At 73.8% G+C, this 25,694-nt stretch carries 24 protein-coding genes; 17 read left to right on the forward strand and 7 right to left on the reverse strand.

From position 1 onward, the window contains the following. Positions 1-136 precede the first annotated feature (136 nt). From GD880_RS13365 to GD880_RS13375, 3 genes are read left to right on the forward strand one after another with little or no spacing between them, the layout of a single operon-like run. Positions 137-1,216 carry an ABC transporter permease gene (locus tag GD880_RS13365; protein ID WP_405002752.1) on the forward strand — a complete coding sequence of 360 codons (1,080 nt, stop codon included), beginning with the start codon at positions 137-139 and terminating at the stop codon, positions 1,214-1,216. Next, positions 1,216-2,331 (forward strand): ABC transporter permease, encoded by a 1,116-nt coding sequence (locus GD880_RS13370; RefSeq protein WP_226909650.1) that lies wholly within the window; start codon positions 1,216-1,218, stop codon positions 2,329-2,331. Before GD880_RS13365 ends, GD880_RS13370 begins: the two co-directional genes overlap by 1 nt. Beyond that, the gene (locus tag GD880_RS13375) at positions 2,328-4,061 is read left to right on the forward strand and encodes a dipeptide ABC transporter ATP-binding protein (RefSeq protein WP_152232119.1); all 1,734 of its coding nucleotides are present in this window, start codon (positions 2,328-2,330) and stop codon (positions 4,059-4,061) included. The genes GD880_RS13370 and GD880_RS13375 overlap by 4 nt, the downstream gene beginning before the upstream one ends. 16 nt (positions 4,062-4,077) lie before the next feature. Here the strand turns inward: GD880_RS13375 and GD880_RS13380 are convergent, their stop codons facing one another. The 6 genes from GD880_RS13380 to GD880_RS13405 all read right to left on the reverse strand — a co-directional run bounded on the left by GD880_RS13380 (position 4,078) and on the right by GD880_RS13405 (position 8,244). Beyond that, on the reverse strand, positions 4,078-4,365 hold the full coding sequence (locus GD880_RS13380; protein WP_152232120.1) for a DUF6510 family protein: 288 nt from the start codon (positions 4,363-4,365) through the stop codon (positions 4,078-4,080). Between the two features lie 2 nt (positions 4,366-4,367). Further along, entirely contained in the window at positions 4,368-5,108 is a 741-nt protein-coding gene (locus GD880_RS13385; RefSeq protein WP_152232121.1) for a ferredoxin reductase, read from the reverse strand. Continuing rightward, the gene (locus GD880_RS13390; protein ID WP_152232122.1) at positions 5,078-5,683 is read right to left on the reverse strand and encodes a sulfite oxidase-like oxidoreductase; all 606 of its coding nucleotides are present in this window, start codon (positions 5,681-5,683) and stop codon (positions 5,078-5,080) included. The genes GD880_RS13385 and GD880_RS13390 overlap by 31 nt, the downstream gene beginning before the upstream one ends. A 10-nt stretch (positions 5,684-5,693) precedes the next feature. Beyond that, entirely contained in the window at positions 5,694-6,326 is a 633-nt protein-coding gene (locus tag GD880_RS13395; RefSeq protein WP_152232123.1) for an NADPH-dependent F420 reductase, read from the reverse strand. Between the two features lie 92 nt (positions 6,327-6,418). Next, a complete protein-coding gene (locus tag GD880_RS13400) occupies positions 6,419-7,297 on the reverse strand; it encodes a dioxygenase family protein (protein WP_152232124.1) in 879 nt (292 codons plus the stop codon). Between the two features lie 185 nt (positions 7,298-7,482). Then, positions 7,483-8,244 carry an NADPH-dependent F420 reductase gene (locus GD880_RS13405; RefSeq protein WP_226909651.1) on the reverse strand — a complete coding sequence of 254 codons (762 nt, stop codon included), beginning with the start codon at positions 8,242-8,244 and terminating at the stop codon, positions 7,483-7,485. A gap of 193 nt (positions 8,245-8,437) precedes the next feature. On the opposite strand from GD880_RS13405, the gene GD880_RS13410 reads away from it, so the two are divergent. From GD880_RS13410 to ku, 12 genes are all read left to right on the forward strand, one after another. Then, the gene (locus GD880_RS13410) at positions 8,438-8,959 is read left to right on the forward strand and encodes a MarR family winged helix-turn-helix transcriptional regulator (RefSeq protein ID WP_152232125.1); all 522 of its coding nucleotides are present in this window, start codon (positions 8,438-8,440) and stop codon (positions 8,957-8,959) included. Positions 8,960-9,109: 150 nt separating this feature from the next. Then, positions 9,110-9,736, forward strand: a complete 627-nt coding sequence (locus tag GD880_RS13415) for an alpha/beta hydrolase (protein ID WP_152232126.1) — start codon at positions 9,110-9,112, stop codon at positions 9,734-9,736. A gap of 2 nt (positions 9,737-9,738) precedes the next feature. Then, complete coding sequence (locus GD880_RS13420; protein ID WP_152232127.1) at positions 9,739-9,936, forward strand: hypothetical protein; 198 nt, start codon at positions 9,739-9,741, stop codon at positions 9,934-9,936. Next, positions 9,933-10,739, forward strand: coding sequence for an alpha/beta hydrolase (locus GD880_RS13425; RefSeq protein ID WP_152232128.1), 807 nt, complete (start codon positions 9,933-9,935; stop codon positions 10,737-10,739). Before GD880_RS13420 ends, GD880_RS13425 begins: the two co-directional genes overlap by 4 nt. Before the next feature lie 214 nt (positions 10,740-10,953). Continuing rightward, complete coding sequence (locus tag GD880_RS13430) at positions 10,954-11,778, forward strand: ABC transporter ATP-binding protein (protein WP_152232129.1); 825 nt, start codon at positions 10,954-10,956, stop codon at positions 11,776-11,778. 91 nt (positions 11,779-11,869) lie between these two features. After that, positions 11,870-12,898 (forward strand): aliphatic sulfonate ABC transporter substrate-binding protein, encoded by a 1,029-nt coding sequence (locus tag GD880_RS13435; RefSeq protein WP_405002753.1) that lies wholly within the window; start codon positions 11,870-11,872, stop codon positions 12,896-12,898. After that, positions 12,895-13,812: an ABC transporter permease gene (locus tag GD880_RS13440; protein WP_226909652.1), complete on the forward strand. Its 918-nt coding sequence runs from the start codon at positions 12,895-12,897 to the stop codon at positions 13,810-13,812. Before GD880_RS13435 ends, GD880_RS13440 begins: the two co-directional genes overlap by 4 nt. 8 nt (positions 13,813-13,820) lie before the next feature. Beyond that, entirely contained in the window at positions 13,821-15,857 is a 2,037-nt protein-coding gene (locus GD880_RS13445) for an AMP-binding protein (protein ID WP_152232192.1), read from the forward strand. Then, complete coding sequence (gene sfnG, locus GD880_RS13450; protein WP_152232130.1) at positions 15,854-17,065, forward strand: dimethylsulfone monooxygenase SfnG; 1,212 nt, start codon at positions 15,854-15,856, stop codon at positions 17,063-17,065. Before GD880_RS13445 ends, sfnG begins: the two co-directional genes overlap by 4 nt. Further along, on the forward strand, positions 17,065-18,543 hold the full coding sequence (locus GD880_RS13455) for an O-acetylhomoserine aminocarboxypropyltransferase/cysteine synthase family protein (protein ID WP_152232131.1): 1,479 nt from the start codon (positions 17,065-17,067) through the stop codon (positions 18,541-18,543). Before sfnG ends, GD880_RS13455 begins: the two co-directional genes overlap by 1 nt. Further along, entirely contained in the window at positions 18,540-19,037 is a 498-nt protein-coding gene (locus tag GD880_RS13460; protein WP_152232132.1) for a CoA-binding protein, read from the forward strand. The genes GD880_RS13455 and GD880_RS13460 overlap by 4 nt, the downstream gene beginning before the upstream one ends. Before the next feature lie 415 nt (positions 19,038-19,452). Continuing rightward, positions 19,453-20,640: a non-homologous end joining protein Ku gene (gene ku, locus GD880_RS13465; protein WP_152232133.1), complete on the forward strand. Its 1,188-nt coding sequence runs from the start codon at positions 19,453-19,455 to the stop codon at positions 20,638-20,640. Positions 20,641-20,844: 204 nt separating this feature from the next. Here the strand turns inward: ku and GD880_RS13470 are convergent, their stop codons facing one another. After that, positions 20,845-21,840 (reverse strand): TIGR03557 family F420-dependent LLM class oxidoreductase, encoded by a 996-nt coding sequence (locus GD880_RS13470; RefSeq protein WP_152232134.1) that lies wholly within the window; start codon positions 21,838-21,840, stop codon positions 20,845-20,847. A 155-nt stretch (positions 21,841-21,995) separates the two neighbouring features. On the opposite strand from GD880_RS13470, the gene GD880_RS13475 reads away from it, so the two are divergent. Both GD880_RS13475 and GD880_RS13480 read left to right on the forward strand, forming a co-directional pair. After that, complete coding sequence (locus GD880_RS13475) at positions 21,996-23,990, forward strand: ABC1 kinase family protein (protein ID WP_152232135.1); 1,995 nt, start codon at positions 21,996-21,998, stop codon at positions 23,988-23,990. A 238-nt stretch (positions 23,991-24,228) separates the two neighbouring features. Next, positions 24,229-25,596: an HNH endonuclease signature motif containing protein gene (locus tag GD880_RS13480; RefSeq protein ID WP_193314510.1), complete on the forward strand. Its 1,368-nt coding sequence runs from the start codon at positions 24,229-24,231 to the stop codon at positions 25,594-25,596. The last annotated feature ends 98 nt before the right edge of the window (positions 25,597-25,694 follow it).

A 25,694-nucleotide genomic window follows, 5' to 3' on the forward strand; every position in this document is an offset into this window, starting at 1 on the left:
GTGGGTGGTCACGGCCCCGGCCGTGACCACCCACCGGCGCGCGGGGGCGGTGCCGGGGACGGCGCCACCGGTGCCGGGCACGGTGCCGCGTGGCGCCACCCCGCCGCCTCCGACCTACCGAGAGGACACCCACGCGGTGACGATCGCCGACGAGCGGACCGTGGGCACCACGGCGACCGCCAAGACCGGAGGGGGCTCGGGACTGGGCCGGTACATCCTGGTCCGCTTCCTGCTCATCATCCCCACCGTGCTCATCCTGGTGACGCTGGTCTTCTTCCTCATGCGCGTGGTCGGGGACCCGATCACCGCCTCCGTGGGCGGGCGCCTGACCCAGGCGCAGCTCGCCGAGCGGCTGCACGCGGCCGGGTACGACCGGCCGATCCTCGTGCAGTACGGCGAGTACCTCGGCCAGGTCTTCACCGGCGACTTCGGCCGCACCATCACCGACAACCGGGCCATCGGCGAGATCCTCGTGACCTACGGCTCCGCGACCCTGGAGCTGGTGCTCTACTCGCTGGTGGTCGCCCTCGTCGTCGGCATCCCGCTGGGCATGCTGGCCGCCTACCTGCGCGACCGCTTCCCCGACGCCGTCCTGCGCGTCTTCGCGATCCTCTGCTACGCCACCCCGGTGTTCTTCGCCGGACTGATCCTCAAGCTCGTCTTCTCCGTCTGGCTGGGCTGGTTCCCGCTCGGCGGGCGGGCCTCCACCGACGTCCAGCTCATCCTCGGGCGCATCTCCGGCTCGACCGGCATCAACACCATCGACGCCCTCCGCACCGGGCGGTGGGACCTCATCAGCGACGTCCTGGCGCACGCCGTGCTGCCCGCGGTGGCGCTCGGGCTGCTCACCGCCGGGGTGTTCCTGCGCCTGGTGCGCACCAACGTCATCGGCACGCTCGGCATGGACTACGTCGACGCCGCCCGCTCGCGCGGCGTGCGCGAGTCCCGCCTCGTGCGCCGCCACGCCTACAAGCCGGCGCTCATCCCCATCATCACCGTCATGGGCATGCAGATCGCGCTCATGATGGGCGGGGCGATCCTCACCGAGACCACCTTCGAGTGGCGCGGCCTGGGCTTCCAGCTGGCCCAGTACCTGGGCGCCCGCGACTACGTCGCGGTCCAGGGCATCGTCGCCCTCATCGCCGTGATCGTCGCCGTCACCAACTTCGTCGTGGACGTCATCGCCGCGCTGGTCGACCCGAGGGTGAGGTACTGATGAGCCAGCTCCGCTCCGAGGCCGCCGGGCGGCCTGAGGTCGACCAGGCGGCGGCCGCCGCCGACGTCGTCCTACCCGGCTCCTCCGCCGAGGCCCGCTGGAAGAAGCTGCCGGTGATCTGGCACCTGCGGCGCAGCGTGGGCCTGCAGCGCGGCATGCTCGTCGCCGGGCTCGTGCTGTGCGTCGGGTTCGTCCTGCTCGCCGTCCTCGCGCCGCTCGTCACCCCGTACTCGTACAACCAGCTCAGCGGCCCGGACGGGAACTTCGCCCGCCAGGCCGCGCCGTCGGGCGAGCACGTCTGGGGCACCACCGTCGGCGGCTACGACGTCTTCTCCCGGGTGGTGTGGGGCTCGCAGACGGCGCTGCTGACGGTCGTGCTCGCCGTCGTCGCCTCGATCTTCCTCGGCGTGGCGCTGGGCCTGCTCTCGGGCTACCTCGGCGGCTGGGTGGACCGGGTCCTGGTGACCGTCGCCGACGCGATCTACGCCATGCCGTCCCTGCTGCTGGCGATCGTCATCTCGATCATCATCAGCGGCGGGCAGTCCGGCTTCCTCAGCGGCATCACCGCCGCGGCGCTGTCGATCACGGTGGTGTTCGTGCCGCAGTACTTCCGCGTGGTGCGCGCCGAGACCGTCCGCCTCAAGGCCGAGCCGTTCGTCGAGTCCGCCCGGGTCATCGGCACCTCCACCCCGCGCATCCTCGGCCGGCACGTGCTGCGCAACGCGACCCGGTCGCTGCCGCTCATCGTCACCCTCAACGCCTCCGAGGCGATCCTCACCCTGGCGGGCCTGGGCTTCCTCGGCTTCGGCATCAACCCGACGGCGGCGGCCGAGTGGGGCTACGACCTCAACCGGGCGCTCGCCGACGTCGCCAGCGGCATCTGGTGGACCGGCATCTTCCCCGGCGCCGCGATCGTGCTGCTCGTGCTCGGGGTGACGCTGGTGGGCGAGAGCCTCAACGACCTGTCCGACCCGCGCCTGCGCATCCGCCGGCGCGCGCCCCGCCGGCTCGCCGGCGCCCCCGCGCCCACCCCGGCCTCGCCGGACACCGCCGCGGACGCCGTCCCCGCCGCCGACGGCACCGCCCCCACCGCGCAGAACGGAGACCAGGCGTGAGCCCCGTCGTCGACATCACCAACCTCGAGGTCACCTTCGCCACCGACGCCGCCCCGGTGCCCGCCGTGCGCGGGGTGTCGCTGAGCGTCGAGCCGGGCGAGGTGCTGGCCATCGTCGGGGAGTCCGGCTCGGGCAAGACGGTGACCGCCAAGACCATCCTCAAGCTGCTGCCCGACAGCGCGACGGTCTCCGGCGCCGTCGTCCTGGCCGGGCAGGACGTCGTCGGCCTCACCGGCGACGGGCTGCGCGGCGTGCGGGGCCGGGACGTGGCGATGGTGTTCCAGGAGCCGTCCACGGCGCTCAACCCGGTCTTCACGGTGGGCTGGCAGATCGCCGAGGGGCTGCGCGCGCACGGGCAGTACTCCAAGAAGGCGGCGCGCGCCAAGGCGATCGAGATCCTCGGCAAGGTCGGCATCCCCGACCCGGAGCGCCGGGTGGACCACTACCCGCACCAGTTCTCCGGCGGGCAGAAGCAGCGCCTGGTCATCGCCATGGCGCTCGTGCTCGGCCCCAAGGTCATCGTCGCCGACGAGCCGACCACCGCCCTCGACGTCACCGTGCAGGCCGAGATCCTCGACCTGCTGCGCCGGGTGCGCACCGAGTTCGGCACCGCGATCGTGCTCATCACGCACAACATGGGCGTGGTGGCCGACCTGGCCGACCGCGTGGCGGTGATGTACCAGGGCGAGCTGGTCGAGGTCGCCGGCGTGCGCGAGCTCTTCGCCGCCCCGCGCCACGAGTACACACGACGCCTGCTCGCGGCGGTCCCCCGGCTCGGCGGCGGCGCCGACCCGGCCCCGCGCGACCGGACTGCCGCCCCGGCCGCCCGGCACCGCCAGGACGACGACGCGGCCGGGCACCTCGAGCCCCGGCCGGACGCCGCGGGCGCCGCGGGCGGCGCGGGGCCGGCCGTGGTCGAGGCCCGCGACCTGGAGATCGTCTACCCCGGCCGCCTCGGGCAGAGCGGCTTTCGCGCCGTGCACCGGGTGAGCCTGGCGATCGCGCCGGGCGAGGTGCTCGGGCTGGTCGGCGAGTCCGGCTCCGGCAAGACGACGATCGGGCGGGCCATCGCCGGGCTGACCCGGGCGACCGGCGGGTCGCTGCGGGTGCTCGGCCACGAGATGGTCGGCTTCCGCGAGCGCGCCTTCCGGCCGCTGCGCGCGCGCATCGGCTTCGTCTTTCAGGACCCGGCCACCAGCTTCAACCCGCTGCTCACGCTCGAGGAGGCGATCGCCGAGCCGCTGGTCGTGCACGGCCACGCCCGCGACGTGGCCGCCGCCCGGCCGCGGGTGCACGAGCTGCTCGACGCGGTGCACCTGCCGGTCGCCTACGCCCAGCGCTACCCGCACGAGCTCTCCGGCGGGCAGCGTCAGCGCGCGAGCCTGGCGCGGGGGCTCGCCCTCGACCCCGAGCTGCTCATCGCCGACGAGCCGACCTCCGCCCTCGACGTCTCCGTGCAGGCCAAGGTGCTCGAGGTCTTCACCGAGCTCCAGGCGCGGCTGGGCTTCGCCACGCTGTTCATCAGCCACGACCTCGCGGTGGTCGGCATGCTGGCGGACCGGATCGCGGTGCTCTACCGCGGCCGGCTGGTCGAGGAGGGCGCCGGCGCGCAGGTGCTCGGCGACCCGCAGCACCCCTACACCCAGCGCCTCCTGGCCTCGGTGCCGGTGCCCGACCCCGTCGAGCAGGAGCGGCGCCGCGAGGCCCTGGCGGCACTGGCCGAACGGTAGCCCGCGAATCGGGGCGTCAGGCCGCGGCGGTACCGAGGTCGACGGTGATCAGCCGCGCCCCGGTGAGGTCCAGGCGCAGCCGGCCCTCGGCCGAGCCGAAGCGCAGCACCACGGCCGTGCAGCTCGGGCAGCGCACCACCAGCGCCGGGGCGTCGGCGTAGAGCAGGTGCGCGGCCAGCGGCGCCGCCGCCCCGCACCCCGCGCAGGTGGACACGGCCGCGGCCAGGTCGACGGTGAACAGCTCGGCCAGCGGCCCGGCCGCCGCGTTGCCGTCGAGGCGGCGCTCCTGCGTTTCCTCGTCCATCACTACCCCCCGGTCGCTCCGAACCGCTCGGTCTTCACCCGGGCCGGGTCGTGGCCCAGCGCGAGCAGCTCGCGCGCCACCGCCTCGACGAACCCCGTCGGCCCGCACACCAGCACCCACGGCCGCGCCGCGGCGGGCAGCGCGTGCGCGGCCAGCATCGGCCCGTCCACCCGGCCTGTCAGCCCGGCCCAGCCCGCCGGTGCGCCGCGGGTGAGGGTCAGCCGCACCTGCGCGCCGTCGGCGGGCCGCTCCAGCTCCTCACGGCCGATGACGTCGTCGAGGGTCCGGGCGGAGTAGAGCAGCCGGACCTCGCCGCCCGCGCCCCGGTCGCGCCGGGCCGCGAGCATGCTGAGGAACGGCACGACGCCCGAGCCGCCGGCGACCAGCTGGACGGCGCCGCCGTCGCCCGGCCAGACGAAGTAGCCACCGACCGGGCCGCGCAGCTCGAGCACGTCGCCGGGGACGAGGACGTCGGTGAGGTAGGGCGAGACCTCGCCGTCGTCGAGGCGCTCGACGACGAGCTCGACGTGCCCGGCCCGCGGCGCCGAGGCGATGGAGTAGCTGCGCTGGGCGGTGTAGCCGTCCTCGGCGGTCAGGCGCACGTCGAGGTGCTGACCGGGCACGTGCCCGGGCCAGTCCGGCGGCGCGAGCGCGAGGCGCCAGGCCCGGGCGCTCTCGCGCCCGGTGCTGCGCACCTCCGCGCGCTGCCAGGTCAGTCGCCGGCGTACCGCTGCTCGCGCCATGGGTCCCCGCGGTTGTGGTAGCCAAACGTCTCCCAGAACCCCGGCTCGTCGCGCAGGGTGAGGGTCAGCCCGCGCACCCACTTCGCCGACTTCCAGAAGTACAGGTGCGGCACGAGCAGGCGCGCCGGGCCGCCGTGCTGGGGATCGAGCGGCGCGCCGTCGAAGGTGTCCACCACCCATGCCCGCCCGCCGCGCAGGTCCGCCAGCGGCAGGTTGGTGGTGTAGCCGCCGTCGCAGAAGGCGACGGCGAACTCGGCCGGCGTGTCCACGCCCTCGAGGAGGGTGTCCACCGAGACGCCTTCCCAGCGGGTGTCGAACTTGGACCAGCTCGTCACGCAGTGGATGTCCACGGTCGGCGCCGCGCGCGGGAGGCGGCGGAACTCGTCCCAGGTCCACCGGCGCAGGTGGTCCACCTCGCCCCGGACGCTGAAGTCCCACTCCCCCAGCGGGGTGTGCGGCGTGGGCCCGGCGGAGAGCACCGGGAAGCCCTCGCCGACGTCGTACTGCCCGGGCGGCAGGCGGCCCGGCGGTCCGGCGCGGCGGCGTCCCTTGAAGCCGCGGGAGATGAAGGACATGGCTGCCCTCCTAGGAGGCCCCGAGCACCTTGACGGCCGTGCTCCACGTGTTGCCGAGCGCCCCCTGCATGGTCATCTGGAGGAACCCGATCGCCTCGAGCTCGTGGGCGCGGCGCAACGGGCCGGCGTCGAGCGCGCGCAGCCCGGCCGACTCGACGAGGTCGGTCACGGCGGACTTGGCCTCCTCGTCGTCGGCGGCGACGAAGACGTCGAGCAGGTACCCGTCCACCTCCCCCGCCGTCAGCGGCCCGGCGAGGGTGGTGTTGAAGGCCTTGACCACGCGCGAGCCGGGCAGCTTCTTCTGGATCTCCTCCGCGGCGGAGGAGTTCGGCGGGGTGACGAGGCCGTCGAAGGTCTCGGTGTTCACCGGGTTGGTGATGTCGACGACGACCTTGCCCTCCAGCTCCGGGCCGTGGTCCTTGATCACGCTCATCACGGGCTGGTAGTACAGCGCGAGGACGACGACGTCGCCGGTGAGCGGGTCACCGAGCTGGGCCGCGGTGGCGTTGCCGCCCAGCTCGTGCGCGAGGGCCCCGGCGTGCTCGCGGTCGCGGTCGACGACCTGGATGTCGTGGTGGCCGGTCGCCGCCCGCGTGGCGATCGCCCGGCCCATGTTGCCCGTGCCGATGATGCTGATCCTCATCGCAGCCCCTCCTCACGGCGGCGCGTCGTTGCGTCACCACGCGTGCCACCCATGATGCGTCCGGCCGGGCGGTCCGGCATCTCCCGGGGGCGTCAGGCCACCTGGAAGGACCGCTTCGCGAACCCCATCATGTAGCCGTCGATGACGGTGGTGACCGGTGCGTCGGCGGCCGTCGCGGCGCCGAGGGTGACGAACAGCGGGATGTAGTGGTCCACCGTCGGGTGCGCGTAGGGCATGCCCGGCGCCCGGGTCCGGAAGGCGGCGAGGGTGTCCACGTCGCCGCGTGCCAGCGCGTCGGCCGCCCACGCGTCGAAGTCGGAGGACCAGGTGGGGACGGCGCCCTCGAACATCTCTCGGGTGAGGTAGGGCAGCCCGTGGGTCATGAACCCCGAGCCGATGATCAGCACGCCCTCGTCGCGCAGCTCGCGCAGGCGGGCACCGATGCGCATGAGGGCGTCGGGGTCGTGGGTGGGCATCGACATCTGCAGGACGGGCACGTCCGCCAGCGGGTACATGACCTTCAGGGGCACCCACGCGCCGTGGTCGAGCCCGCGGCCCGTGTACTGGTGGATCGGCTCGGTGTCCGGCATCGCGGTCACCACCCGCCGCAGCAGCTCCGAGGCGTCGGGCGTCGCATAGGTCATCTCGTAGTAGCGCCGGTGGAACCCGCCGAAGTCGTACACGAGCGGCGTGCCGGCGTCGGAGCCGCTCAGCGCGAGCGGCGCATTCTCCCAGTGCGCGCTGACGATGAGGATCGCGCGGGGCTTGGGCAGCGACAGGGCCCACTCGGACAGCTGCCGGATCCACAGCGGGTCGTCGAACAGCGGCGGTGCCCCGTGGCTGAGGTACAGCGACGGCAGCGGGCCGTCCGCGGGCGTCCACGGCCGCTGGCGGCGGCTCGCGGCGACGGCGGTGGGCAGGTAGGTGTCGAACGCGCCCGCCGGGACGGCGGGGTTCAGCAGTGAGCTCATGACGGTCCTTGGCGTGAGCGGTGCGTGGACGAAACGGTGGGGCGGGTGCGGCGGTGAGCGCCCCGGGGCGGGCCGGTGAGCGGCCCTGGGACAGGCAGTGAGCGCCCACCGGGCGGGCCGGTGCCACCCATGGTGGCACCGGCCCAGTGGGTTGCTGCGTCGGTGCGACGGCGGACCGGGCGGAGTCAGGCGCCGATGATCTTCACGGCGGTGCTCCAGGTGTTGCCGAGCTGGCCCTGGACGGCCATGTGGAGGAAGCCGAGGCCCTCGAGCTGGTGGGCGCGCTTGAGCGGGCCCGCGTCGATGGCACGCATCCCGGAGGACTCGACCAGGGCGGCGACGGCGTCCTTCGCCTCGGGGTCGTCCGCGGCCAGGGCCACGTCGAGCTTCTGGCCGGCGACCTCGCCCGCGACGAGCGTGCCCGCGAAGACGGTGTTGAAGCCCTTGACCACCTTGGACGCGGGGACGACCTTCTGGATCTCCTGGGCGGCCGAGGAGTCGTCCGGGGTGACGAGGCGGTCGAAGGTGGCGAAGTCGACCGGGTTGGAGATGTCGACGACGACCTTGCCGGCGAGGGCGTCGCGCAGCTGCTCGGCCACGGCGAGCGCGGCGTCGTAGGGCAGGGCGAGGACGACGATGTCGCCGGTGACCGGGGCGGCCAGCGAGCCGGAGGCGGCGCCGCCGAGCTCGCCGGCGAGGCTGCCGGCGTTGGACTCGTCGCGGGCGAGGATCTGGACGGCGTGCCCGCCGGCGAGGGCGCGGGTGGCGATGCCGCGGGCCATGTTGCCCGCGCCGATGATGGTGATGGCGGTCATCTTGCTGCTCCTTGTGGTGGTGCTGGACGACGGCGCCGGGCTCGGCGTCGGGGTGGGCTCCGGTGCGGTGGTGGGCTCCGGGGCGGCCGCCGCGGGGGTCTCCCTGCGGCGGAAGCGGTCGAACAGGCCCATGGGCTCTCTCCCTAGTCGGCGGGCGTGCGGGGGCCGAGCGGAACGCCGCGGCGTGCGCCGACGGCCCGACCGCCCAGGCACATTGCTTGAAGCGACAACCTTGACGCTAGACCCGGGTCGCTTGAGCCGTCAACTACCTTCTCCACGTCCAGTTGCTTGAACGCTCAATTTTCTTGGCGCTACACTGGCGGGCATGGACGAGACGACCCAGTGGCTGACGGCCGAGCAGGAGTCGGCCTGGCGGTCCCTCATGGCCGCGATCCTGTTGCTCCCCGGCGCCCTGGACGCCCAGCTGCAGCGCGACGCCGAGCTCACGCACGCGGGGTACGTCGCGATGTCCGCGCTCTCCGAGGCCCCCGGTCACGCCATCCGCATGAGCGAGCTCGCCCACATGGCCAGTCTCAGCATGTCGCGCCTGTCCCACCTTGTCGACCGCCTCGAGCAGCGCGGCTGGGTCGAGCGCCAGCCCGTCCCGGGCGACCGCCGCAGCACCATGGCCGTGCTCACGGAGGAGGGCTGGCAGAAGGTCGTCGCGACCGCCCCGGGCCACGTCGACACCGTACGCTCGCTCATCTTCGACGACCTCACCCCGGCCCAGACCCGCCAGCTCAAGGCGATCTTCGACAAGATCGTGCCGAAGCTGGACCCGGAGAACCGGCTGCGCTCCTGCGGGGCCGCGCGTGCGGGCAAGGAGGCTGCCCCGGCGCAGGGCTGAGAGCCGATCGAGCCCCCGCCGGCCCGGCAGCGGCTACCGTGGTGATCTGCCCGACCCCTCACCGCCGAGCCGTCGACCCGGTCGGCGGACACCACCGAGGTCGAGCCCGAACGTCTCTTCGCCAGCTGCCGAGCGGAACGGAACAGAGTCGTGGAACGTGTCACCGCCGCCGACGGCACCGACCTCGTCCTCGAGCGCCATGGTGAGCCGGTTCCCGGCCGGCCACCGGTCGTTCTCCTCACCCCCGCCGGCGCCGACCGCACGGACCTCGCCGCCCTCGCCGAGGCGCTCGCGCCGGCCGGCCTGACCGTCAGTTACGACCGGCGGGGCCGCGGTGACAGCGGCGACAACGCCGACACCCTGAACGGCGCGGTGGCCCGCGAGCTGGCGGACCTGCGGGCGATCATCGCGGCCGTCGGCGGCCCGGTGGTCCTGCTCGGATACTCCTCGGGCGCCATCCTCTCGGCCGTGGCCGCCGCGTCCGGCCTGCCCGTGCTGGCCGTCGTGCTCTTCGAGCCGCCGTTCCTCCCCCGCCCCGGCGCCCGGGGGATCCCGCCGGACCTGCCGGGCCGCCTCTGGGACCTGGCCGCGCGCGGCCGCGGGGACGAGGCCGTGACGCTGTTCCAGACCGACGCCGTGGGACTTCCCGCGGAGATGGTCGCGCAGTTCCGGCAGTCGCCGTCCTGGAGCCGCATGACGGCGATGGCCCGGTCGCTCGCCTACGACACGGCGGTGTCGGCAGAGCACGGCGAGCCCGCGGACCTCGCCGTGCTCTGACGGTGCCCGTCCTCGTCCTCGCGGGGCGGGACACCTGGCCCGAGCTGGCCGAGTCCGCCCGGCACGCCGCCGAGGCCTTCGGGGCGGAGCACCGCACGGTCGAGGGCGAGGGCCACGCGCTCGTGCCCGCGGCGGTGGCGCCGGTGGTCGCCGACTTCGTCGGCCGCGTCGCCGCGGGACAGCTCCCCCAGCGCTCATGACCACCTACGCCATCGTCCACGGGGCCGGGGGCAGCGGCTGGGACTGGCGCCTGGTGGCGGCCGAGCTGCAGGCCCGCGGGCACGACGTCGTCGCGCCGGACCTGCCCTGCGAGGACGACGGCGCCGGGCTCGCGGCCTACACGGACACCGTCGTGCAGGCCGTGGAGCGCGCTGGGGTGGGCCGTGACCGCCTCGTGGTGGTCGGGCACTCGCTCGGCGGCTTCACCGCGCCCCACGTCGCCGCCCGCCTGGGCGCGGACCATCTCGCGCTGGCCGCCGCGATGGTGCCCCGCCCCGGGGAGACCGGGAGCGAGTGGTGGGAGGCCTCCGGGTACCAGGCCGCCATGCGGGCCATGAAGGCGGGCACCGAGGACGACACGCGTCGGCCCAGCGCCGCGACCGCCGACGGCGAGCCGGGAGCCGCGGCCGACGACGACGAGCCCGGCGCCGCGGCCGACGACGGCGAGCACCCGAGCCGCATCCAGGAGGCCGAGGGCGAGGCGTGGGTGGTCGAGACCTTCTTCCACGACGTCGAGCCGCACCTGGCCGCCGAGGCGCTGCGCCGCACCCGGAAGCAGACCATGACCGTCATGACCGAGCCCTGGCCGCTGGCCGCGTGGCCCGACGTGGCGACCTCCTTCGTGCTCTTCCGCGACGACCGGTTCTTCCCCGCCGTCTTCCTCCGGGCGATGGTCCGCGAGCGCCTCGGTCTCACCGCCGCCGAGGTCCCCGGCGGCCACTGCGCCTACCTGTCTCAGCCCAAGGAGCTGGCCGGCTGGCTCGCCGCCGTGCCCTCCCGCTGAGCCGCCGCCTCCCCCCGGCCGAGTCAGCGCCGCATCCCTTCCGGCTGCCCCGCCGCGGTGTCCTCCAGGTGAGAAGCCGAGCGGCCTGCCCACCCCCGCCGTGCCACATGGCGAGATTCCCCGCACCGCGCGCGACACCAGCCCTGTCAGCGACGACATGATCACCACCGATGCACGTCGCACCCGGCGCCGTGCCCGGTGTCCGGAGGTGACCATGACCGCCAGCGTGCTCACGCCCCCCGCGGCCCAGGAGCGCACCGCCGGCATGCGCGCCCTCGAGGTCCGCTTCGAGCGCGCCGGGAAGACCTTCCGCAGCGGCGGCGTCGACCGCACCGTCCTGGCCGACGTCTCCTTCGCCGTCGCCCCCGGCGAGGTCGTCGCGATCCTGGGCCCCAGCGGCTGCGGCAAGTCCACCCTCCTGCGCATCGCCGCCGGGCTGGAGACGGCGAGCGCCGGCGCCGTCCGCGTCGACGGCACGCCCGTGAGCGGGATCGACCCCCGCTGCGCCGTCGCCTTCCAGGAGCCGCGGCTGCTGCCGTGGCGCAACCTGCGCGACAACGTCGCCCTCGGCCTACCCCGCGGCACCGGGCGGCGGGCGGGCGGCGCCGTCGTCGACCGCCTCCTCGAGCTCGTCGGCCTCGCCGGCCACGCCGGCCACCGGCCGCGGGAGGTCTCCGGCGGCATGGCCCAGCGCGCCTCGCTGGCCCGGGCCCTGGCCCGCACCCCCGGCGTCCTGCTCCTGGACGAGCCGTTCGGCGCCCTCGACGCCCTCACGCGCCTAAAGATGCAGGACCTCCTCCTCGACGTCCACGCCGCCGAGCCCACCACGGTCCTGCTCGTCACCCACGACGTCGACGAGGCGCTCCAGCTCGCCGACCGCATCCTCGTGCTGGGCCGTGAGGACGCCGCCGGACCGGCCGGCGTCCACTCCGTGGTCACCGTCCCCGGCGCCCGGCCGCGCGACCGTTCCTCGGCCGCCCTCGCCGCGCTGCGCGGCGACCTCCTCGCCGCCCTGGGCGTCGAGCGCGCCCACCACTGACCCCCACCGATCCCCCGACGGCGCCGCCCCGGCGCCGTCGACCGCCGCGCGGTGCCACCGCCCGGCTCTCCCCCACCCGAAAGGCCCACCCGTGTCCCGCACCCGCACCGTGTCCGCCGTCGCCGCCCTCGCCGCCGTCGGCGCCATGATGGCGGGCTGCTCCGCCGGGGAGGACGCCAAGGCGTCCGGGACCACGACCAAGGCCCAGACCCTCGAGATCGACTACGCCACCTACAACCCGCTGTCCCTGGTCATCAAGGACAAGGGCTGGCTCGAGCAGGCGCTCGGCGAGGACGTCAAGGTCACCTGGGTCTTCTCGGCCGGCTCGAACAAGGCCAACGAGTCCTTGCGCGCCGGCGCCGTCGACGTCGGCTCCACCGCGGGCTCGGCGGCGCTGCTCGCCCGCTCGAACGGCAGCCCGATCCAGGTCATCGACCTGTTCTCGCAGCCGGAGTGGTCCGCGCTGGTCACCCGGCCGGACTCGGGCGTCGCCGGCGTCGACGACCTCGCCGGCAGGTCCGTCGCGGCCACCAAGGGCACCGACCCCTACTTCGTGCTCCTGCAGGCCCTCGACGAGGCCGGCGTCGCCCCGGGCGACGTCACGGTGCAGAACCTCCAGCACGCCGACGGCCGCCGGGCCCTCGACAACGGCGACGTCGACGCCTGGGCGGGCCTCGACCCGATCATGGCCGACGCCGAGCGCGGCGGGGACGTGCTGTTCTACCGCAACGTCGACTTCAACTCCTACGGCTTCCTCAACGCCACCGAGGACTTCCTGGAGAACCAGCCCGAGGTGGCCCAGACCGTCGTGGACGTCTACGAGTACGCCCGCCAGTGGGCGCTGGAGCACCCGGAGGAGACGGCGCAGATCCTCGCCACCGAGGCCGACATCGACCCGGAGGTCGCCACGGCGGTGCTTCAGCGGACCCACCTCGACATCGACAACGTCCCGGGGCAGAAGCAGCTGGACGTCCTGCGCGGCATCGGCCCGTTCTTCGTCGCCAACGGCGACGTCAAGAACCAGGCACAGGTCGACGACGCCCTCGGCACCATCGTCCACGCCGACCTCGCCGAGCATGCCGACGCATCCCGGGTGGCCGGCGCGCTGGAGAAGCAGTGAGCGCGGAGCCCCGCGAGACCGTCATCGCCGGCACCGGCAGCGGGTCCTACGCCACCGGCGCCGCGGTCGTCGCGGCCCCGGGCACCGGCCCGGCGGGCGAGGCGAGCGTGGCGGGCACGGGCGGGCCGGACGGCCCCGGCGCGGCGGACGCCGGACGCCGTCCGCGCCGCGGACCGGTCGCCCTGGCCGGGCTGCTCCTGCCGGTCGCGCTCGTCGCCGCCTGGCACGTGCTGTCCACCGCCGGGGTGTTCAGCGCCGTCGAGCTGCCCGCCCCGCTGCGGGTGCTCGAGGCCGGCGCCGATCTGCTCGCCCGCGGCGAGCTGTGGACCCACGTGCAGATCTCCACCCAGCGGGTGCTCCTCGGCTTCGCCATCGGCGGCTCGCTGGGCCTGGCCCTCGGGGCGCTGCTGGGCCTGTCCCGCTGGGCCGAGGTGCTGCTCGGCCCGACCGTCGGCGCGTTCCGCGCCGTCCCGTCGCTGGCGTGGGTGCCGCTGCTGCTGATCTGGATCGGCATCGGGGAGGACTCCAAGGTCACCCTCGTGGCCATCGGCGCGTTCTTCCCGGTGTTCACCACCGTCTCGGGGGCCCTGCGCCACGTCGACCGCCACCTGGTCGAGGCCGGGCGGGCCTTCGGGCTGCGGGGGCTGTCCCTGCTCACCACGGTGCAGCTGCCCGCCGTCCTCCCCGCGATCATCTCGGGCCTGCGCCTGGCCCTGGCCCAGGGGTGGCTGTTCCTCGTGGCCGCCGAGCTCATCGCGGCGTCGATGGGCCTGGGCTTCCTCCTCACCGACTCCCAGAACAACGGCCGCACCGACCGCCTGCTCCTCGCGATCGTGCTGCTGGCCGTGCTCGGCAAGCTCTCCGACGCCGTCCTCGGCGTCTTCGAGCGCTGGGCGATCAAGAAGTGGGCGTGACCGACACCATGACAACCACCGCGACCGCACCCGCCCCCAACCCCGCCCTCGTCTCCGACGAGGCCCGCATCGACTTCTGGGCCCGCCAGGCCGGCCGCCTGGACTGGTCCACGCCCTGGCACACCACCCACCGCTGGCAGCCGCCAACCGCCGTCGGCACCGAGCCCGACGGCACGGTGCGCTGGAGCGTGCCGGAGATCGGCTGGTTCGAGGGCGGCACCCTCAACGTCGCCTACAACTGCGTCGACCGGCACGTCGAGGCCGGACGCGGCGACCACGTGGCCCTGTACGTCGAGGGCGAACCGGGCGACCGGCGCACCTACACCTACGCCGAGCTCCAGCGGGAGGTCGCCCGCGCCGCCAACGCCCTGCTCAGCCTGGGCGTGGAGGCGGGCGACCGGGTGGTCATCTACCTGCCGGTGATCCCCGAGACCGTGATCGCGACCCTCGCCTGCGCCCGCATCGGCGCCGTCCACTCCCTGGTCTTCGGCGGCTTCTCCGCCGAGGCGCTGCGCTTCCGGGTCGAGGACACCGGCGCCAAGGTGCTGGTCACCACCGACGGGCAGTTCCGCCGCGGGGCCGCCGTGCCGGTCAAGGCCGCCGCGGACGAGGCCGTCTCGGGCGACAACGCCATCGAGCACGTGCTCGTGGTGCGCCGCACCGGCGAGACGGACATCCCCTGGACTCCGGGCCGGGACCTCTGGTGGCACGACGTCCTCGCCGGGCAGAGCGACGTCCACGTCCCGCAGCCCTTCGACGCCGAGGCGCCGCTGTTCATCATCTACACCTCCGGCACCACCGGGCGGCCCAAGGGACTGGTGCACACCATGGGCGGCTACCTCGTCCAGGCGGCCTACACCCACGCCCTGCTGTTCGACCTGCTGCCCGAGACGACAGGCGATGACGGTGTGGCCCGCCCCGACGAGCTCGCCGCCGTCAACGATCCGGTCAAGGTCGACCGCACCGTCCACTGGTGCACCGCCGACCTGGCCTGGGTCACCGCGCACACCTACGAGATCTACGGGCCGCTGGCCAACGGCGTGTCGGAGGTCCTCTACGAGGGCACGCCGACCACCCCGCACCCGGGCCGGCACTTCGAGATCATCGAGCGCTACGGGGTGACGACCTACTACACCGCCCCCACGCTGGTGCGCTCGCTCATGGCCGCCTTCTTCGACGGCGTCCCTGCCACCTACGACCTCTCCTCCGTCCGCCTGCTCGGCTCCGTCGGCGAGGCGATCAACCCCGAGGCGTGGCGGTGGCTGCGGGCCCAGGTCGGCGCCGGCACCGCGCCCGTGGTGGACACCTGGTGGCAGTCCGAGACGGGGGCGACCATCCTCTCCCCGCGCCCCGGCGACGCCCAGTTCGACGACGGCGCCGCACCCAAGCCCGGTTGCGCCACCCGGCCGGTGCCCGGGGTGAGCGTGCGGGTGGTCGACGAGCACGGCGCCGCCGTCGCGCCCGGGGAGCACGGCCTCGCCGTCGTCGACAAGATCGGCCCGTCGATGGCCCGCACCGTGTGGGGCGACCCGCAGCGCTACCTCGACTCCTACTGGCGCGCCTTCGCCGCCCAGGGCTGGTTCCTCGCCGGCGACGGCGCGAAGGTCGACGCCGACGGCGACATCTGGATCCTCGGCCGGGTCGACGACGTCATCAACGTCTCCGGCCACCGCCTGTCCACCATCGAGATCGAGTCCGCGCTCGTGGCCCACCCGTGGGTCGTCGAGGCGGGCGTCGCCCCGACGGCGGACGCGCGCACCGGGCACGCCATCACGGCGTTCGTCGTGCTGCACGACGGCGTGCCCCTCACCGACGTCGCGCCCGCGCTGCGGGCCCACGTCAGCCGCGAGATCGGTCCCATCGCCAAGCCCGCGCACGTCGTGATCGTCCCGGACCTGCCCAAGACCCGGTCCGGGAAGATCATGCGCCGCCTCCTCACCCAGCTCTTCGAGGGCACCGAGCTGGGCGACACCACCTCCCTGCAGAACGCGCCCGCCATCCCTGCCATCGCCGCGGCGGTGACCAGCTGGAAGGACAACTCATGAGCACCATCGACTACGCGACCCCGCTGAAGTTCGCGTACTGGGTCCCCAACGTCTCGGGCGGCCTGGTCGTCTCCACCATCGAGCAGCGCACCAGCTGGGACTACGACTACAACGCCACCCTCGCCCGCATCGCCGAGGACAGCGGCTTCGAGTACGCCCTGACCCAGACCCGCTACGCGGCGAGCTACGGCGCGGACAAGCAGCACGAGGCGACGAGCTTCTCCCTCGCGCTGCTGCTGGCCACCCAGCGGCTGAAGGTGATCGCCGCCGTCCACCCCGGGATGTGGCACCCCGGCGTGCTGGCGAAGTTCATCATCACCGCCGACCAGCTCTCGCACGGCCGCGCCGCGGTGAACATCGTCTCCGGCTGGCTCAAGGACGAGTTCACGGGCTTCGGGCTGCCCTGGCTCGAGCACGACGAGCGCTACGTGCGCACCGAGGAGTTCATCCGGGTGCTGCGCGGGCTGTGGACCGAAGCCGGCTACTCCCAGTCCGGGAAGTACTACGACATCACCGACTTCACCCTCAACCCGCCGCCGGTGGCCGTGCCGGGCCGGCCGCACCCGGAGGTCTTCTTCGGCGGCAACTCCACCGCCGCGCAGCGTGCCGCCGGGCACGTCGCCGACTGGTACTTCTCCAACGGCCGCGACCTCGAGGGGTTCAAGGAGAACATCGCCGGGGTCACCCGGGCGGCCGCCGAGGCCGGCCGGCACCCGCGCTTCGGCCTCAACGGCTTCGTCATCGCCCGCGACAGCGAGCGCGAGGCGCGCGAGACGCTGCGCGAGATCGTCGCCAAGGCGCACCGCCCCGCCGTCGAGGGCTTCGCTGCCGCCGTGAAGGAGGCCGGCCAGTCCACGAAGGACGGCAAGGGCATGTGGGAGGACTCGACCTTCGAGGACCTCGTGCAGTACAACGACGGCTTCCGCACCCAGCTCATCGGCACCCCGGAGCAGATCGCCGAGCGGATCGTGGCCTACAAGGCGATCGGGGTGAACCTCTTCCTCACCTGCTACCTACACTTCCAGGAGGAGATCGTCGCGTTCGGCCGCGACGTCCTGCCGATCGTCCGCGAGCTCGAGGCCGACCTGGCCCGCAAGCACGGCACCGAGCTCGACACCGGCCTGCTGCCCGCCGTCGACCTCGACCGCGCCGCGGCGGCCGTGACCACAACCACACCCGCCCCGACCCTCACGGAGGTGAGCGCCTGATGAGTGAGCACCAGTTCGGGTTCCGCACCCGCGCCCTGCACGCCGGCGGCACGCCCGACGCCGAGCACGGCGCCCGGGCGGTGCCCATCTACCAGTCGACGTCGTTCGTGTTCAACAACGCCGACGACGCCGCGAACCTCTTCGCGCTGCAGAAGTACGGCAACATCTACTCGCGCATCTCCAACCCCACGGTCGCCGCGCTCGAGGAGCGGGTGGCCTCGCTGGAGGGCGGCATCGGGGCGGTGGCGACGTCGTCGGGCATGGCCGCGGAGTTCATCACCTTCGCCGCGCTGGTGCAGGCCGGCGACCACATCGTCGCCTCGGCCCAGCTCTACGGCGGCACGGTGACCCAGCTGGACGTGACGCTGCGCCGCTTCGGGGTGGAGACGACGTTCGTGGCCGGGACCGACCCGGCCGACTTCGCCGCCGCGCTGCGCCCGGAGACGAAGGCGATCTACACCGAGATCGTCGCCAACCCGTCCGGGGAGGTCGCCGACCTCGCGGGGCTGGCCGCCGTCGCCCACGGGGCGGGCGTCCCGCTCGTCGTCGACGCCACCTTGTCGACGCCGTACCTCATCCGCCCGTTCGAGCACGGCGCGGACATCGTCATCCACTCGGCCACGAAGTTCCTCGGCGGGCACGGCACCACCCTGGGCGGCGTCGTCGTCGAGTCCGGCCGGTTCGACTGGGGCAACGGCAACTTCCCCACCATGACCGAGCCGGTGCCCTCCTACGGCAACATCTCCTGGTGGGGGAACTTCGGCGAGTACGGCTTCCTCACCAAGCTGCGCTCGGAGCAGCTGCGCGACATCGGGCCCTCGCTCTCCCCGCAGGCGGCGTTCCAGCTGCTGCAGGGCATCGAGACCCTCCCCCAGCGCATGGACGCCCACCTGGCCAACGCGGCCGAGGTGGCGGCCTGGCTCGACGCCGACCCGCGCGTGGCCTACGTCAACTACGCCGGGCTGCCCGGGCACCCGCACCACGAGCGGGCCCGCAGGTATCTGCCGCTGGGCGCCGGGTCGGTCTTCGCCTTCGGCGTGGCCGCGCCCGACGGCCAGGACGCGCGGGCCGTGGGCGAGCGGTTCATCGAGTCGCTGCAGCTGGCCAGCCACCTGGCCAACGTCGGGGACGCCAAGACCCTCGTGCTGCACCCGGCCTCGACCACGCACCGGCAGCTGAGCGCCGAGCAGCTGGACGCCGCCGGGGTGCGCGGGGACCTCATCCGGCTCTCCGTCGGGCTCGAGGACCTCGAGGACATCCTGTGGGACCTCGACCAGGCACTGACCCGGGCCACCGGACGCACCCGCGAGGGCGCGCCGGCCGACGTCGTCGCCGACTGGGACGACGCGGGGCCGGCGGGGGCTGCCGGGGAGCCGGCGGGTGTCGCGGTGCCCGTCGAGGCCGCGTCCGTCCAGGCGGGCGCCGCGTCCATCCAGGCGGGCGCCGCCTGCACCATCGGAGAAGGAGCCCGCGCATGACCGCCACCGCCGAACGCACCTGGGTGGGGCCCTCCGCCCCCGAACGGCTCGCCATCCTGCGCCGCACCCGCTCGATCGCGATCGTCGGGGCGTCGGACAAGCCCTCCCGGGCGTCGTACTTCGTGGCGACCTACCTGCTCTCCTCCACGCCGTACCGGGTGTACTTCGTCAACCCGGTCGCCAAGGAGATCCTGGGACAGCCCGTCTACCCCTCGCTGGCGGACCTGCCCGAGGCGCCCGACCTCGTCGACGTCTTCCGCCGCCACGACGACCTGCCGCAGGTGCTCGAGGAGACCATCGCCGCCGGGGCCAAGACGTTGTGGCTGCAGCTGGGGTCCTGGCACGAGGACGTCGCCCGCGGCGGCGAGGCGGCCGGCCTGGAGGTGGTCATGGACCGCTGCGTGAAGATCGAGCACGCCCGCTTCCACGGCGGGCTGCACCTGGCGGGCTTCAACACCGGGGTGATCTCCTCGCGGCGCCAGGTGCGCGCCTGACGCGCGCTGCCCTTTGTCCCGGCCGGCCCCGGCGCCCCTGTGGCGCCGGGGCCGGTTCGGCAGTGGCGCGCGCCGGCGTCAGCTTCGCCTTCCGGTGGCGGTGAAGGCCCCGCAGGTCGCTGTGGTGTCACCTTCGTCAGGCATATAGCCGGACGGATGTACACCATTGCGTGCGCGCCGGGGCCTCGGCCGTCCTCGGGCCCCGCGTCGCTTCCACCGTCGTCCAGGCGCCGCCGGTTGAGCCCGATCGAACGTGCGCTGCTACCAGCCGATCGGCGCGTCACCGCGAGCAGGACCTCGCGGCCCGCCGCAGGCCGCGCCCTTCCGCGCAAATCGTCCCGATTCCGGTGGCACCGCCCCGGCCCGCCCGGTTGACTGGGACGAGGTACAGGCGTCGAGGACGAGGAGCGTCGAGATGCGCGCGATCTGGAAGGGGTCGATCAGCTTCGGCCTGGTCAACGTGCCCATCAAGCTCTTCAGCGCCACGGAGAGCCACGATGTCGAGCTGCACCAGGTACACAACGCCGACGGCGGCCGCATCCGGTACCAGCGCCGCTGCGAGGTGTGCGGCAAGGTGGTCGACTACCAGGACATCGCCAAGGCCTACGACGACGGCGACCGCACGGTGGTCCTCACCGACGAGGACTTCGACGCCCTGCCGGTGGAGAAGTCCCGCGAGATCAGCGTGCTGGAGTTCGTCCCCTCGGACCAGCTCGACCCGATCATGTTCCAGAAGCCGTACTACCTGGCGCCGGACTCGAAGTCGACGAAGTCCTACGTGCTGCTGCGCCGGACCCTCGAGGAGACGGACCGCACGGCGATCGTGAACTTCACGCTGCGGGAGAAGACGCGGCTGGGGGCGCTGCGGGTGCGCGGTGACGTCCTCGTGCTGCAGTCGCTGCTGTGGGAGGACGAGGTCCGCGAGGCGAACTTCCCCGAGCTCGAGCAGAGCGTCACGCTCAGCTCGAAGGAGATGGAGATGGCCTCCGCGCTCGTCTCCAGCTTCGAGTCCGACTTCAACCCCGACGAGTTCGAGGACGAGTACCAGGTCGAGCTGCGCCAGCTCATCCAGGCCAAGCTCGAGCAGGGCGAGGCCGTCGACACCGAGAAGACGTTCGGCGAGACCGGCGAGGAGGAGGGCGCGGAGGTGCTCGACCTCATGGAGGCCCTGCGCCGGTCGGTCGAGGCGTCGCGCGGCAAGAAGACCGGCGCCAAGGGGCGGCGCACCGGCACCGACGACGAGGCCCCCGCGGACCAGGCCGATGAGGAGAAGCCGGCAGGCAAGAGCGCCGGGACGAAGAGGCCCGCACGGAAGAGCGCCGGGGAGAAGACCGCGACGGCGGGCGAGAAGGCGCCGGCCCGGAGGACGGCGGCCGAGAAGGCGCCGGCCCGGAGGACGGCAGCCGAGAAGGCGCCGGCCCGGAGGACGGCAGCCGAGAAGGCCCCGGCACACAAGACCACGGCAAGCAAGACCGCCGACGAGAAGGCCCCGGCACGGCGGAGCACCGCCAAGCGGGCGAGTGCGGAGACGGCGGAGGAGAAGCCGGCCGCGAAGAAGACCACGAGCCGCACGAAGAAGACCCCGGCCAAGAAGACCGCCTGACCTGCCGCCGGGGGTTCGGGGACGGCGCCGGGTCACCGCGCCCGCCTCGGACTCCGTCTCTCACAGCCCTCGGGCTCCGGTCTTCAGCCTTGAGCCGTCAACGTTGCTCGACGGTCAACCTGGCCCGGCGACGCGCCCGCCCACTCAGCCCTGCTCGGCCGACGCGCCCGCCCGCTCAGGCCTGCCCGGCGCCGCCCCGCCCACTCAGCCCTGCTCGACCGGCGCGGCCGCCCGCAGCTTCTCCAACAGCGGCCCGGCGGCCTCGTCGAGGAACGCCTGCTGCCCCTCGTCGCCGATCTGGACCAGGGCGATGTCCGTGAACCCGGCCTCCCAGAACGCCTTGACCGCCTCGACCACTGCGTCCAGGTCGGGCCCGCACGGGATGGAGGCGGCGACGTCCTCCGGCCTGACGAACTGCGTGGCGTCCGTGAAGGACCGGGTGGTGGGCAGGTCGGCATTGACGCCCCACCCGCCGCCGAACCACCGAAACGTCCGGTGCGCGCGCTCGACGGCCGCGTCGGCGTCGCGGTCCCAGCAGATGGGGATCTGGCCGATGGCCCGGGACGCGGGCAGGTCGTCGTCGGCGCGCAGCTGGCGCCACAGCTTCAGCGGCTCGGGCTCCGGCTGGGTGCTGATCAGGTGGTCGGCCAGGGAGGAGAACCGGTGGACCGACTGCTCCCCCGACACGGCGACGCCGATCTCCACCGGGCGCTCGGGCACGTCCCACAGCTCCGCCGAGTCCACCCGGAAGTGGTCGCCGTCGAAGGTGAGGTGGTCGCCGTCGAGCAGGTGCCGAATGATGACCAGCGCCTCCTCGAGCATGTCGTGACGCTCCCCCACCGCCGGCCAGCGCTCGCCGACCACGTGCTCGTTGAGGTTCTCCCCCGCGCCCAGACCGAGGACGAACCGCTCGTCGGAGAGCACCGCCAGGGTGGCCGCCTTCTGCGCGACGACGGCGGGGTGGTAGCGCATGGTCGGGCACGTCACGTACGTCATGAGCTCGACCCGCTCGGTGGCCTGCGCGACCGCGCCGAGCACGGTCCAGGCGTAGGGCGAGTGGCCCATCTCGTCGAGCCAGGGGAAGTAGTGGTCGGAGGAGACCTCGAAGTCGAAGCCCGCGCGCTCGGCGGCGACGGCGTAGCGCACGAGCTCTTTCGGCCCGCTCTGCTCGGTCATGAGCGTGTACCCAAATCGCACCATGGGTCCCAGGCTGACACGGGCCTCGTGGGGCGGCACCCCGGGCCCCGGCGCTGCCCCGGCCCCGCTCGCGACGGTCGCGCCGTCGGCGACGTGCGGGTCGGCCTCAAACCGGATTTCCGGACGACGCAGGCTGGCCTCGCTGCCACACTGCGCCCATGGGCTTCGTCATCTGGCTCCTCGCCGCGGTCAGCTACGTCGTCGGCGTCGTCGTCCTCGTCGCGATCGTGCGCCGCCTGCTCGGCGTGCGCGTGTCGTTCCTCCGCTCCGCGGTGGCGGCCGTCGTGGCGCTGCTCATCGCCCGGCCGCTGCTCGACTCCCTCGTCGACGAGCCGGTGGTCACCGAGGAGGCGCCGAGCGGCGCCGCGACGACGGAGGTGCTGCTCTACCTCGCCCTGCTCACCGTGTTCGCGTTCGTCGTGGCCATGGTGCTGCTCGTGATCGCCGAGGTGCTCGTCCCGGACGGTTCCGTCCCCGGCCCGCTGGACCTGTGGCGCAGCTGGCGGGCCCGGCTCGGCCGCTCGGGGCGGTACGTCGAGATCCTGCGCATCGCCACCCGCCACGGCCTGGCACGGTTCCTCCGCGGGCGGCGCCACCTGGCGCTGGGCACGAGCGCCGAACGCCGGGAGCTGGCCCGGGCGCTGCGCCGGGCCCTGGAGGACGGCGGGGTCACCTTCGTCAAGCTCGGCCAGCAGCTGTCCACCCGTCACGACCTGCTGCCCGCCGAGTTCACCGCCGAGCTGGCGCAGCTGCAGGACGGCGCCGCCCCGATCCCCTGGGAAGAGGTCCGCGGGCAGATCCGCCGCGAGACCGGGCGGGACCCGGAGGAGCTCTTCGCCGACGTCGAGCCCACCCCGCTCGCCTCGGCGTCCATCGGGCAGGTCCACGCCGCCCGGCTGCGCACCGGCGAACGGGTCGTGGTCAAGGTGCAGCGGCCCGAGATCGCCCGCGACGTCGACCGCGACCTCGACATCGTCAGCCGGCTGGCGGCCACGCTCGACGCGCGCACCGACTGGGCGCGGGCGCTCGGTGTGCGCGAGCTCGCCGCCGGCTTCGCGGCCGCCCTGCGCGAGGAGCTGGACTTCCGCATCGAGCGCGACAACATGATCGGCGTCGCCGCCGGGCTGGCCGACGGCAACGGCGGGCACATCCGCGTGCCCGTCCCCGTCGCCCCGCTCAGCGGCAGCCAGGTGCTGGTCATGGAGCGGCTCGACGGCGTCCCCCTCGGCGCGGCACAGCACGTGCTCGCCCGGCTCGGCGAGCAGGAACGACGGCGCATCGCCGACACCTTGCTCCAGACCGTCGTCGACCAGCTGCTGCAGACCGGCATCTTCCACGTCGACCTCCACCCCGGCAACGTCCTCGTCGGCGCGGAGGGCAGTCTGGGCATGCTCGACCTCGGCTCGGTGGGCCGGCTCGGCGCGAAGACCCGCCGCGCGATGAGCCAGTTCCTCGCCGCCATCGGCACCGGCGACTCCATGGCGGCGACCGACGCGCTCCTCGAGCTCGTCGAGCGGCCCGAGGCCGTGGACGAGCGCGGCCTGGAGCAGGCCCTGGGCGTCCTCATCCTCCGGTTCACGGCCGGCGGCGGCGTCGACGGCGCCGCCGCGTTCACCTCGCTGTTCGGTCTCATCAACGACTTCCGGCTGGGCGTGCCGCCCGAGGTCGCGGCCGTCTTCCGCGCCATGGCCACGCTCGAGGGCACGCTCCGGGCGATCGACCCGGGCTACGACCTGGTCACCGAGGCCAAGGCGATGGGCCGCAAGCGGGTGACGGCGATGCTTGGCCCGACCCACCTCAAGGACACGATGGAGCAGGAGCTCGGCGCCCTGCTGCCGATCCTCCGGCGCCTGCCGCATCGGGTGGACCGCATCGCCGACGCCGTCGAGCACGGGCGCCTGAGCGCCAACGTGCGCCTGTTCGCCGACGCCCGCGACCGGCGCATCGTCACCAACCTCGTGCACCGCACGCTCCTGACGGTGCTGGCGGCGACTGCGGGGATGATGTCCGTGGTCCTGTTCACCATCAAGGGCGGTCCGATGGTGACGGCGGAGACGAGCCTGTTCACCGTGCTCGGCACGAGCCTGTTCCTCGTGTCGGTGGTGCTCGTGCTGCGCGTCCTCATCATCGTGCTGCGCCGCGAGGAACCGTGAGGGCCTCCGCCGAGGGGTCATGAGCGCCCCGCCGAGGGGTCTTGAGCGCCTCCGCCGAGGAAACCGTGAGCACCTCCACGGCACAGGAACGCTGAGCAGCTCCGCCGGCACGACCCTCACGCCGTGTTATCCACACCTGTGGCAGACCTGTTTGGCGGTGTCCCCGGCCGCGGATAGGTTTGGACCCATCGTCGAACACAGTTTCGACACGTCGACGGCGACGGGAGGTGTGGCCACCATGTCTGGTTCTGCCCCCTCCGCCGCCGTCGCCGCCACGCTGGACCAGGTGGGCGCCCTCCTGACCGACCTGAACGCCGTCGACCTCCAAGCCCTGCCGTCCCAGGCGCTGCTCGACACCGTCGGTCGGATCGAGACGCTGCAGCGCCAGCTCGAGGGGCTCAACGCGAAGGCCCTCGCCGCGGCCGAGGCGGACGGGCTCTGGGCCACCACCGGCGCCCGGTCGTTCGCCGCCTGGTACCGCAACGTCAGCGGCCGGCACACCAGCACCGCGCGGCGGCAGGTGCGCCAGGCCCGGGTGTTGCGTGACCGGCTCCCGGCCGCGGCGAAGGCCCTCGCCCAGGGCGAGATCGGACCGGACCACGTCGCCGCCCTGGTCCGGCACACCACGAACAGCCCCCTCCGCCGGGACCAGCTCGGCGACGAGGAGATGGGCGAGGAGTTCCTCGTCGCGCGCGCCAGGGAGCTCGACGCCGCGGACTTCCTGCACATCGTCAAGCACTGGGCCGTCCGCACCGACCCCGACGCCGCGGACCGGGCGTGGAAGGACGACGGCGACCGCGCCGAGCTGACCATCGCCGAGACCACCGGCGGCTACCACCTGGCCGGCTGGCTCTCCAAGATCGACGGGATGGCCCTCGTGACGGCCCTGGACGCGCGCGTGGGCGTGCCGGCCGCGGACGACACCCGCACCGTCGCCCAGCGCCGCGCCGCCGCCCTGGGCTCCCTCGCCCGCCTCGCCCTCGACGGCGGCACGCTCAAGCCCGGCGCCCGGATCCGGCCGCACCTGGCGGTGCACGTGCCGATCGACACCCTGCTGCGCATGGTCACCGCCTCGCGGCCCGACGACTGCGACGGAGCCCCAAGCCGGCCGGGGACAGCCTTCGGGGCAGGGCCGCTGGAGCCGCAGCCGCTCGACGTCATCCCCGCCGAGCTGGACCCGGAGGCCCTCGCCGGCGCCGAGCCAGCCACGCTGGAGGACGGCACGCCGATCCCGCACGCCGAGCTGGCCCGCCTGGCCTGCCAGAGCCAACTTCACCGCGTGATCTTCGGCCCCGACTCCGAGGTCCTCGACCTCGGACGGGAGGAACGCCTCTACACCGCCGCCCAGGCCCGCGCCATCATCGCCCGGGACCGTCGATGTCAGTACCCCGGCTGCAACGCCCCGCCGTACGAGGGCGAGATCCACCACAGCCTGTACTGGTACGCGCACGACGGACCGACCGACGTGGGCAAGGGCGTCCTGCTCTGCTGGTACCACCACGACTACGTGCACCTGCATCGCATCGCGATCCACCGATTCCTCGACCGCTGGCGCTTCGTGCGTCCCGACGGCAGCGTCATCGGCGAGACCGGCGTGGCCGCCTGAGCCGCTCCCACGGCACCACGCGCCCGCCATGCCGCGGCCCACCGCGGGCGGCGCGGCCGCGCGTCCGTCCCCTCCTCCTGCCGGAGGGACGGACGCGC

Origin of the sequence: Georgenia ruanii, assembly GCF_009193175.1 — a bacterium.
GTDB lineage: Bacteria > Actinomycetota > Actinomycetes > Actinomycetales > Actinomycetaceae > Georgenia > Georgenia ruanii.

Coding starts and splice junctions, on each gene's coding strand:
- GD880_RS13370 (WP_226909650.1), top strand. CDS start 1,216: ATGAGCCAGCTCCGCTCCGAGGCCGCCGGGCGGCCTGAGGTCGACCAG.
- GD880_RS13380 (WP_152232120.1), bottom strand. CDS start 4,365: ATGGACGAGGAAACGCAGGAGCGCCGCCTCGACGGCAACGCGGCGGCC.
- GD880_RS13385 (WP_152232121.1), bottom strand. CDS start 5,108: ATGGCGCGAGCAGCGGTACGCCGGCGACTGACCTGGCAGCGCGCGGAG.
- GD880_RS13390 (WP_152232122.1), bottom strand. CDS start 5,683: ATGTCCTTCATCTCCCGCGGCTTCAAGGGACGCCGCCGCGCCGGACCG.
- GD880_RS13395 (WP_152232123.1), bottom strand. CDS start 6,326: ATGAGGATCAGCATCATCGGCACGGGCAACATGGGCCGGGCGATCGCC.
- GD880_RS13400 (WP_152232124.1), bottom strand. CDS start 7,297: ATGAGCTCACTGCTGAACCCCGCCGTCCCGGCGGGCGCGTTCGACACC.
- GD880_RS13405 (WP_226909651.1), bottom strand. CDS start 8,244: ATGGGCCTGTTCGACCGCTTCCGCCGCAGGGAGACCCCCGCGGCGGCC.
- GD880_RS13410 (WP_152232125.1), top strand. CDS start 8,438: ATGGACGAGACGACCCAGTGGCTGACGGCCGAGCAGGAGTCGGCCTGG.
- GD880_RS13425 (WP_152232128.1), top strand. CDS start 9,933: ATGACCACCTACGCCATCGTCCACGGGGCCGGGGGCAGCGGCTGGGAC.
- GD880_RS13430 (WP_152232129.1), top strand. CDS start 10,954: ATGACCGCCAGCGTGCTCACGCCCCCCGCGGCCCAGGAGCGCACCGCC.
- GD880_RS13445 (WP_152232192.1), top strand. CDS start 13,821: ATGACAACCACCGCGACCGCACCCGCCCCCAACCCCGCCCTCGTCTCC.
- sfnG (WP_152232130.1), top strand. CDS start 15,854: ATGAGCACCATCGACTACGCGACCCCGCTGAAGTTCGCGTACTGGGTC.
- GD880_RS13455 (WP_152232131.1), top strand. CDS start 17,065: ATGAGTGAGCACCAGTTCGGGTTCCGCACCCGCGCCCTGCACGCCGGC.
- GD880_RS13460 (WP_152232132.1), top strand. CDS start 18,540: ATGACCGCCACCGCCGAACGCACCTGGGTGGGGCCCTCCGCCCCCGAA.
- ku (WP_152232133.1), top strand. CDS start 19,453: ATGCGCGCGATCTGGAAGGGGTCGATCAGCTTCGGCCTGGTCAACGTG.
- GD880_RS13470 (WP_152232134.1), bottom strand. CDS start 21,840: ATGGTGCGATTTGGGTACACGCTCATGACCGAGCAGAGCGGGCCGAAA.
- GD880_RS13475 (WP_152232135.1), top strand. CDS start 21,996: ATGGGCTTCGTCATCTGGCTCCTCGCCGCGGTCAGCTACGTCGTCGGC.
- GD880_RS13480 (WP_193314510.1), top strand. CDS start 24,229: ATGTCTGGTTCTGCCCCCTCCGCCGCCGTCGCCGCCACGCTGGACCAG.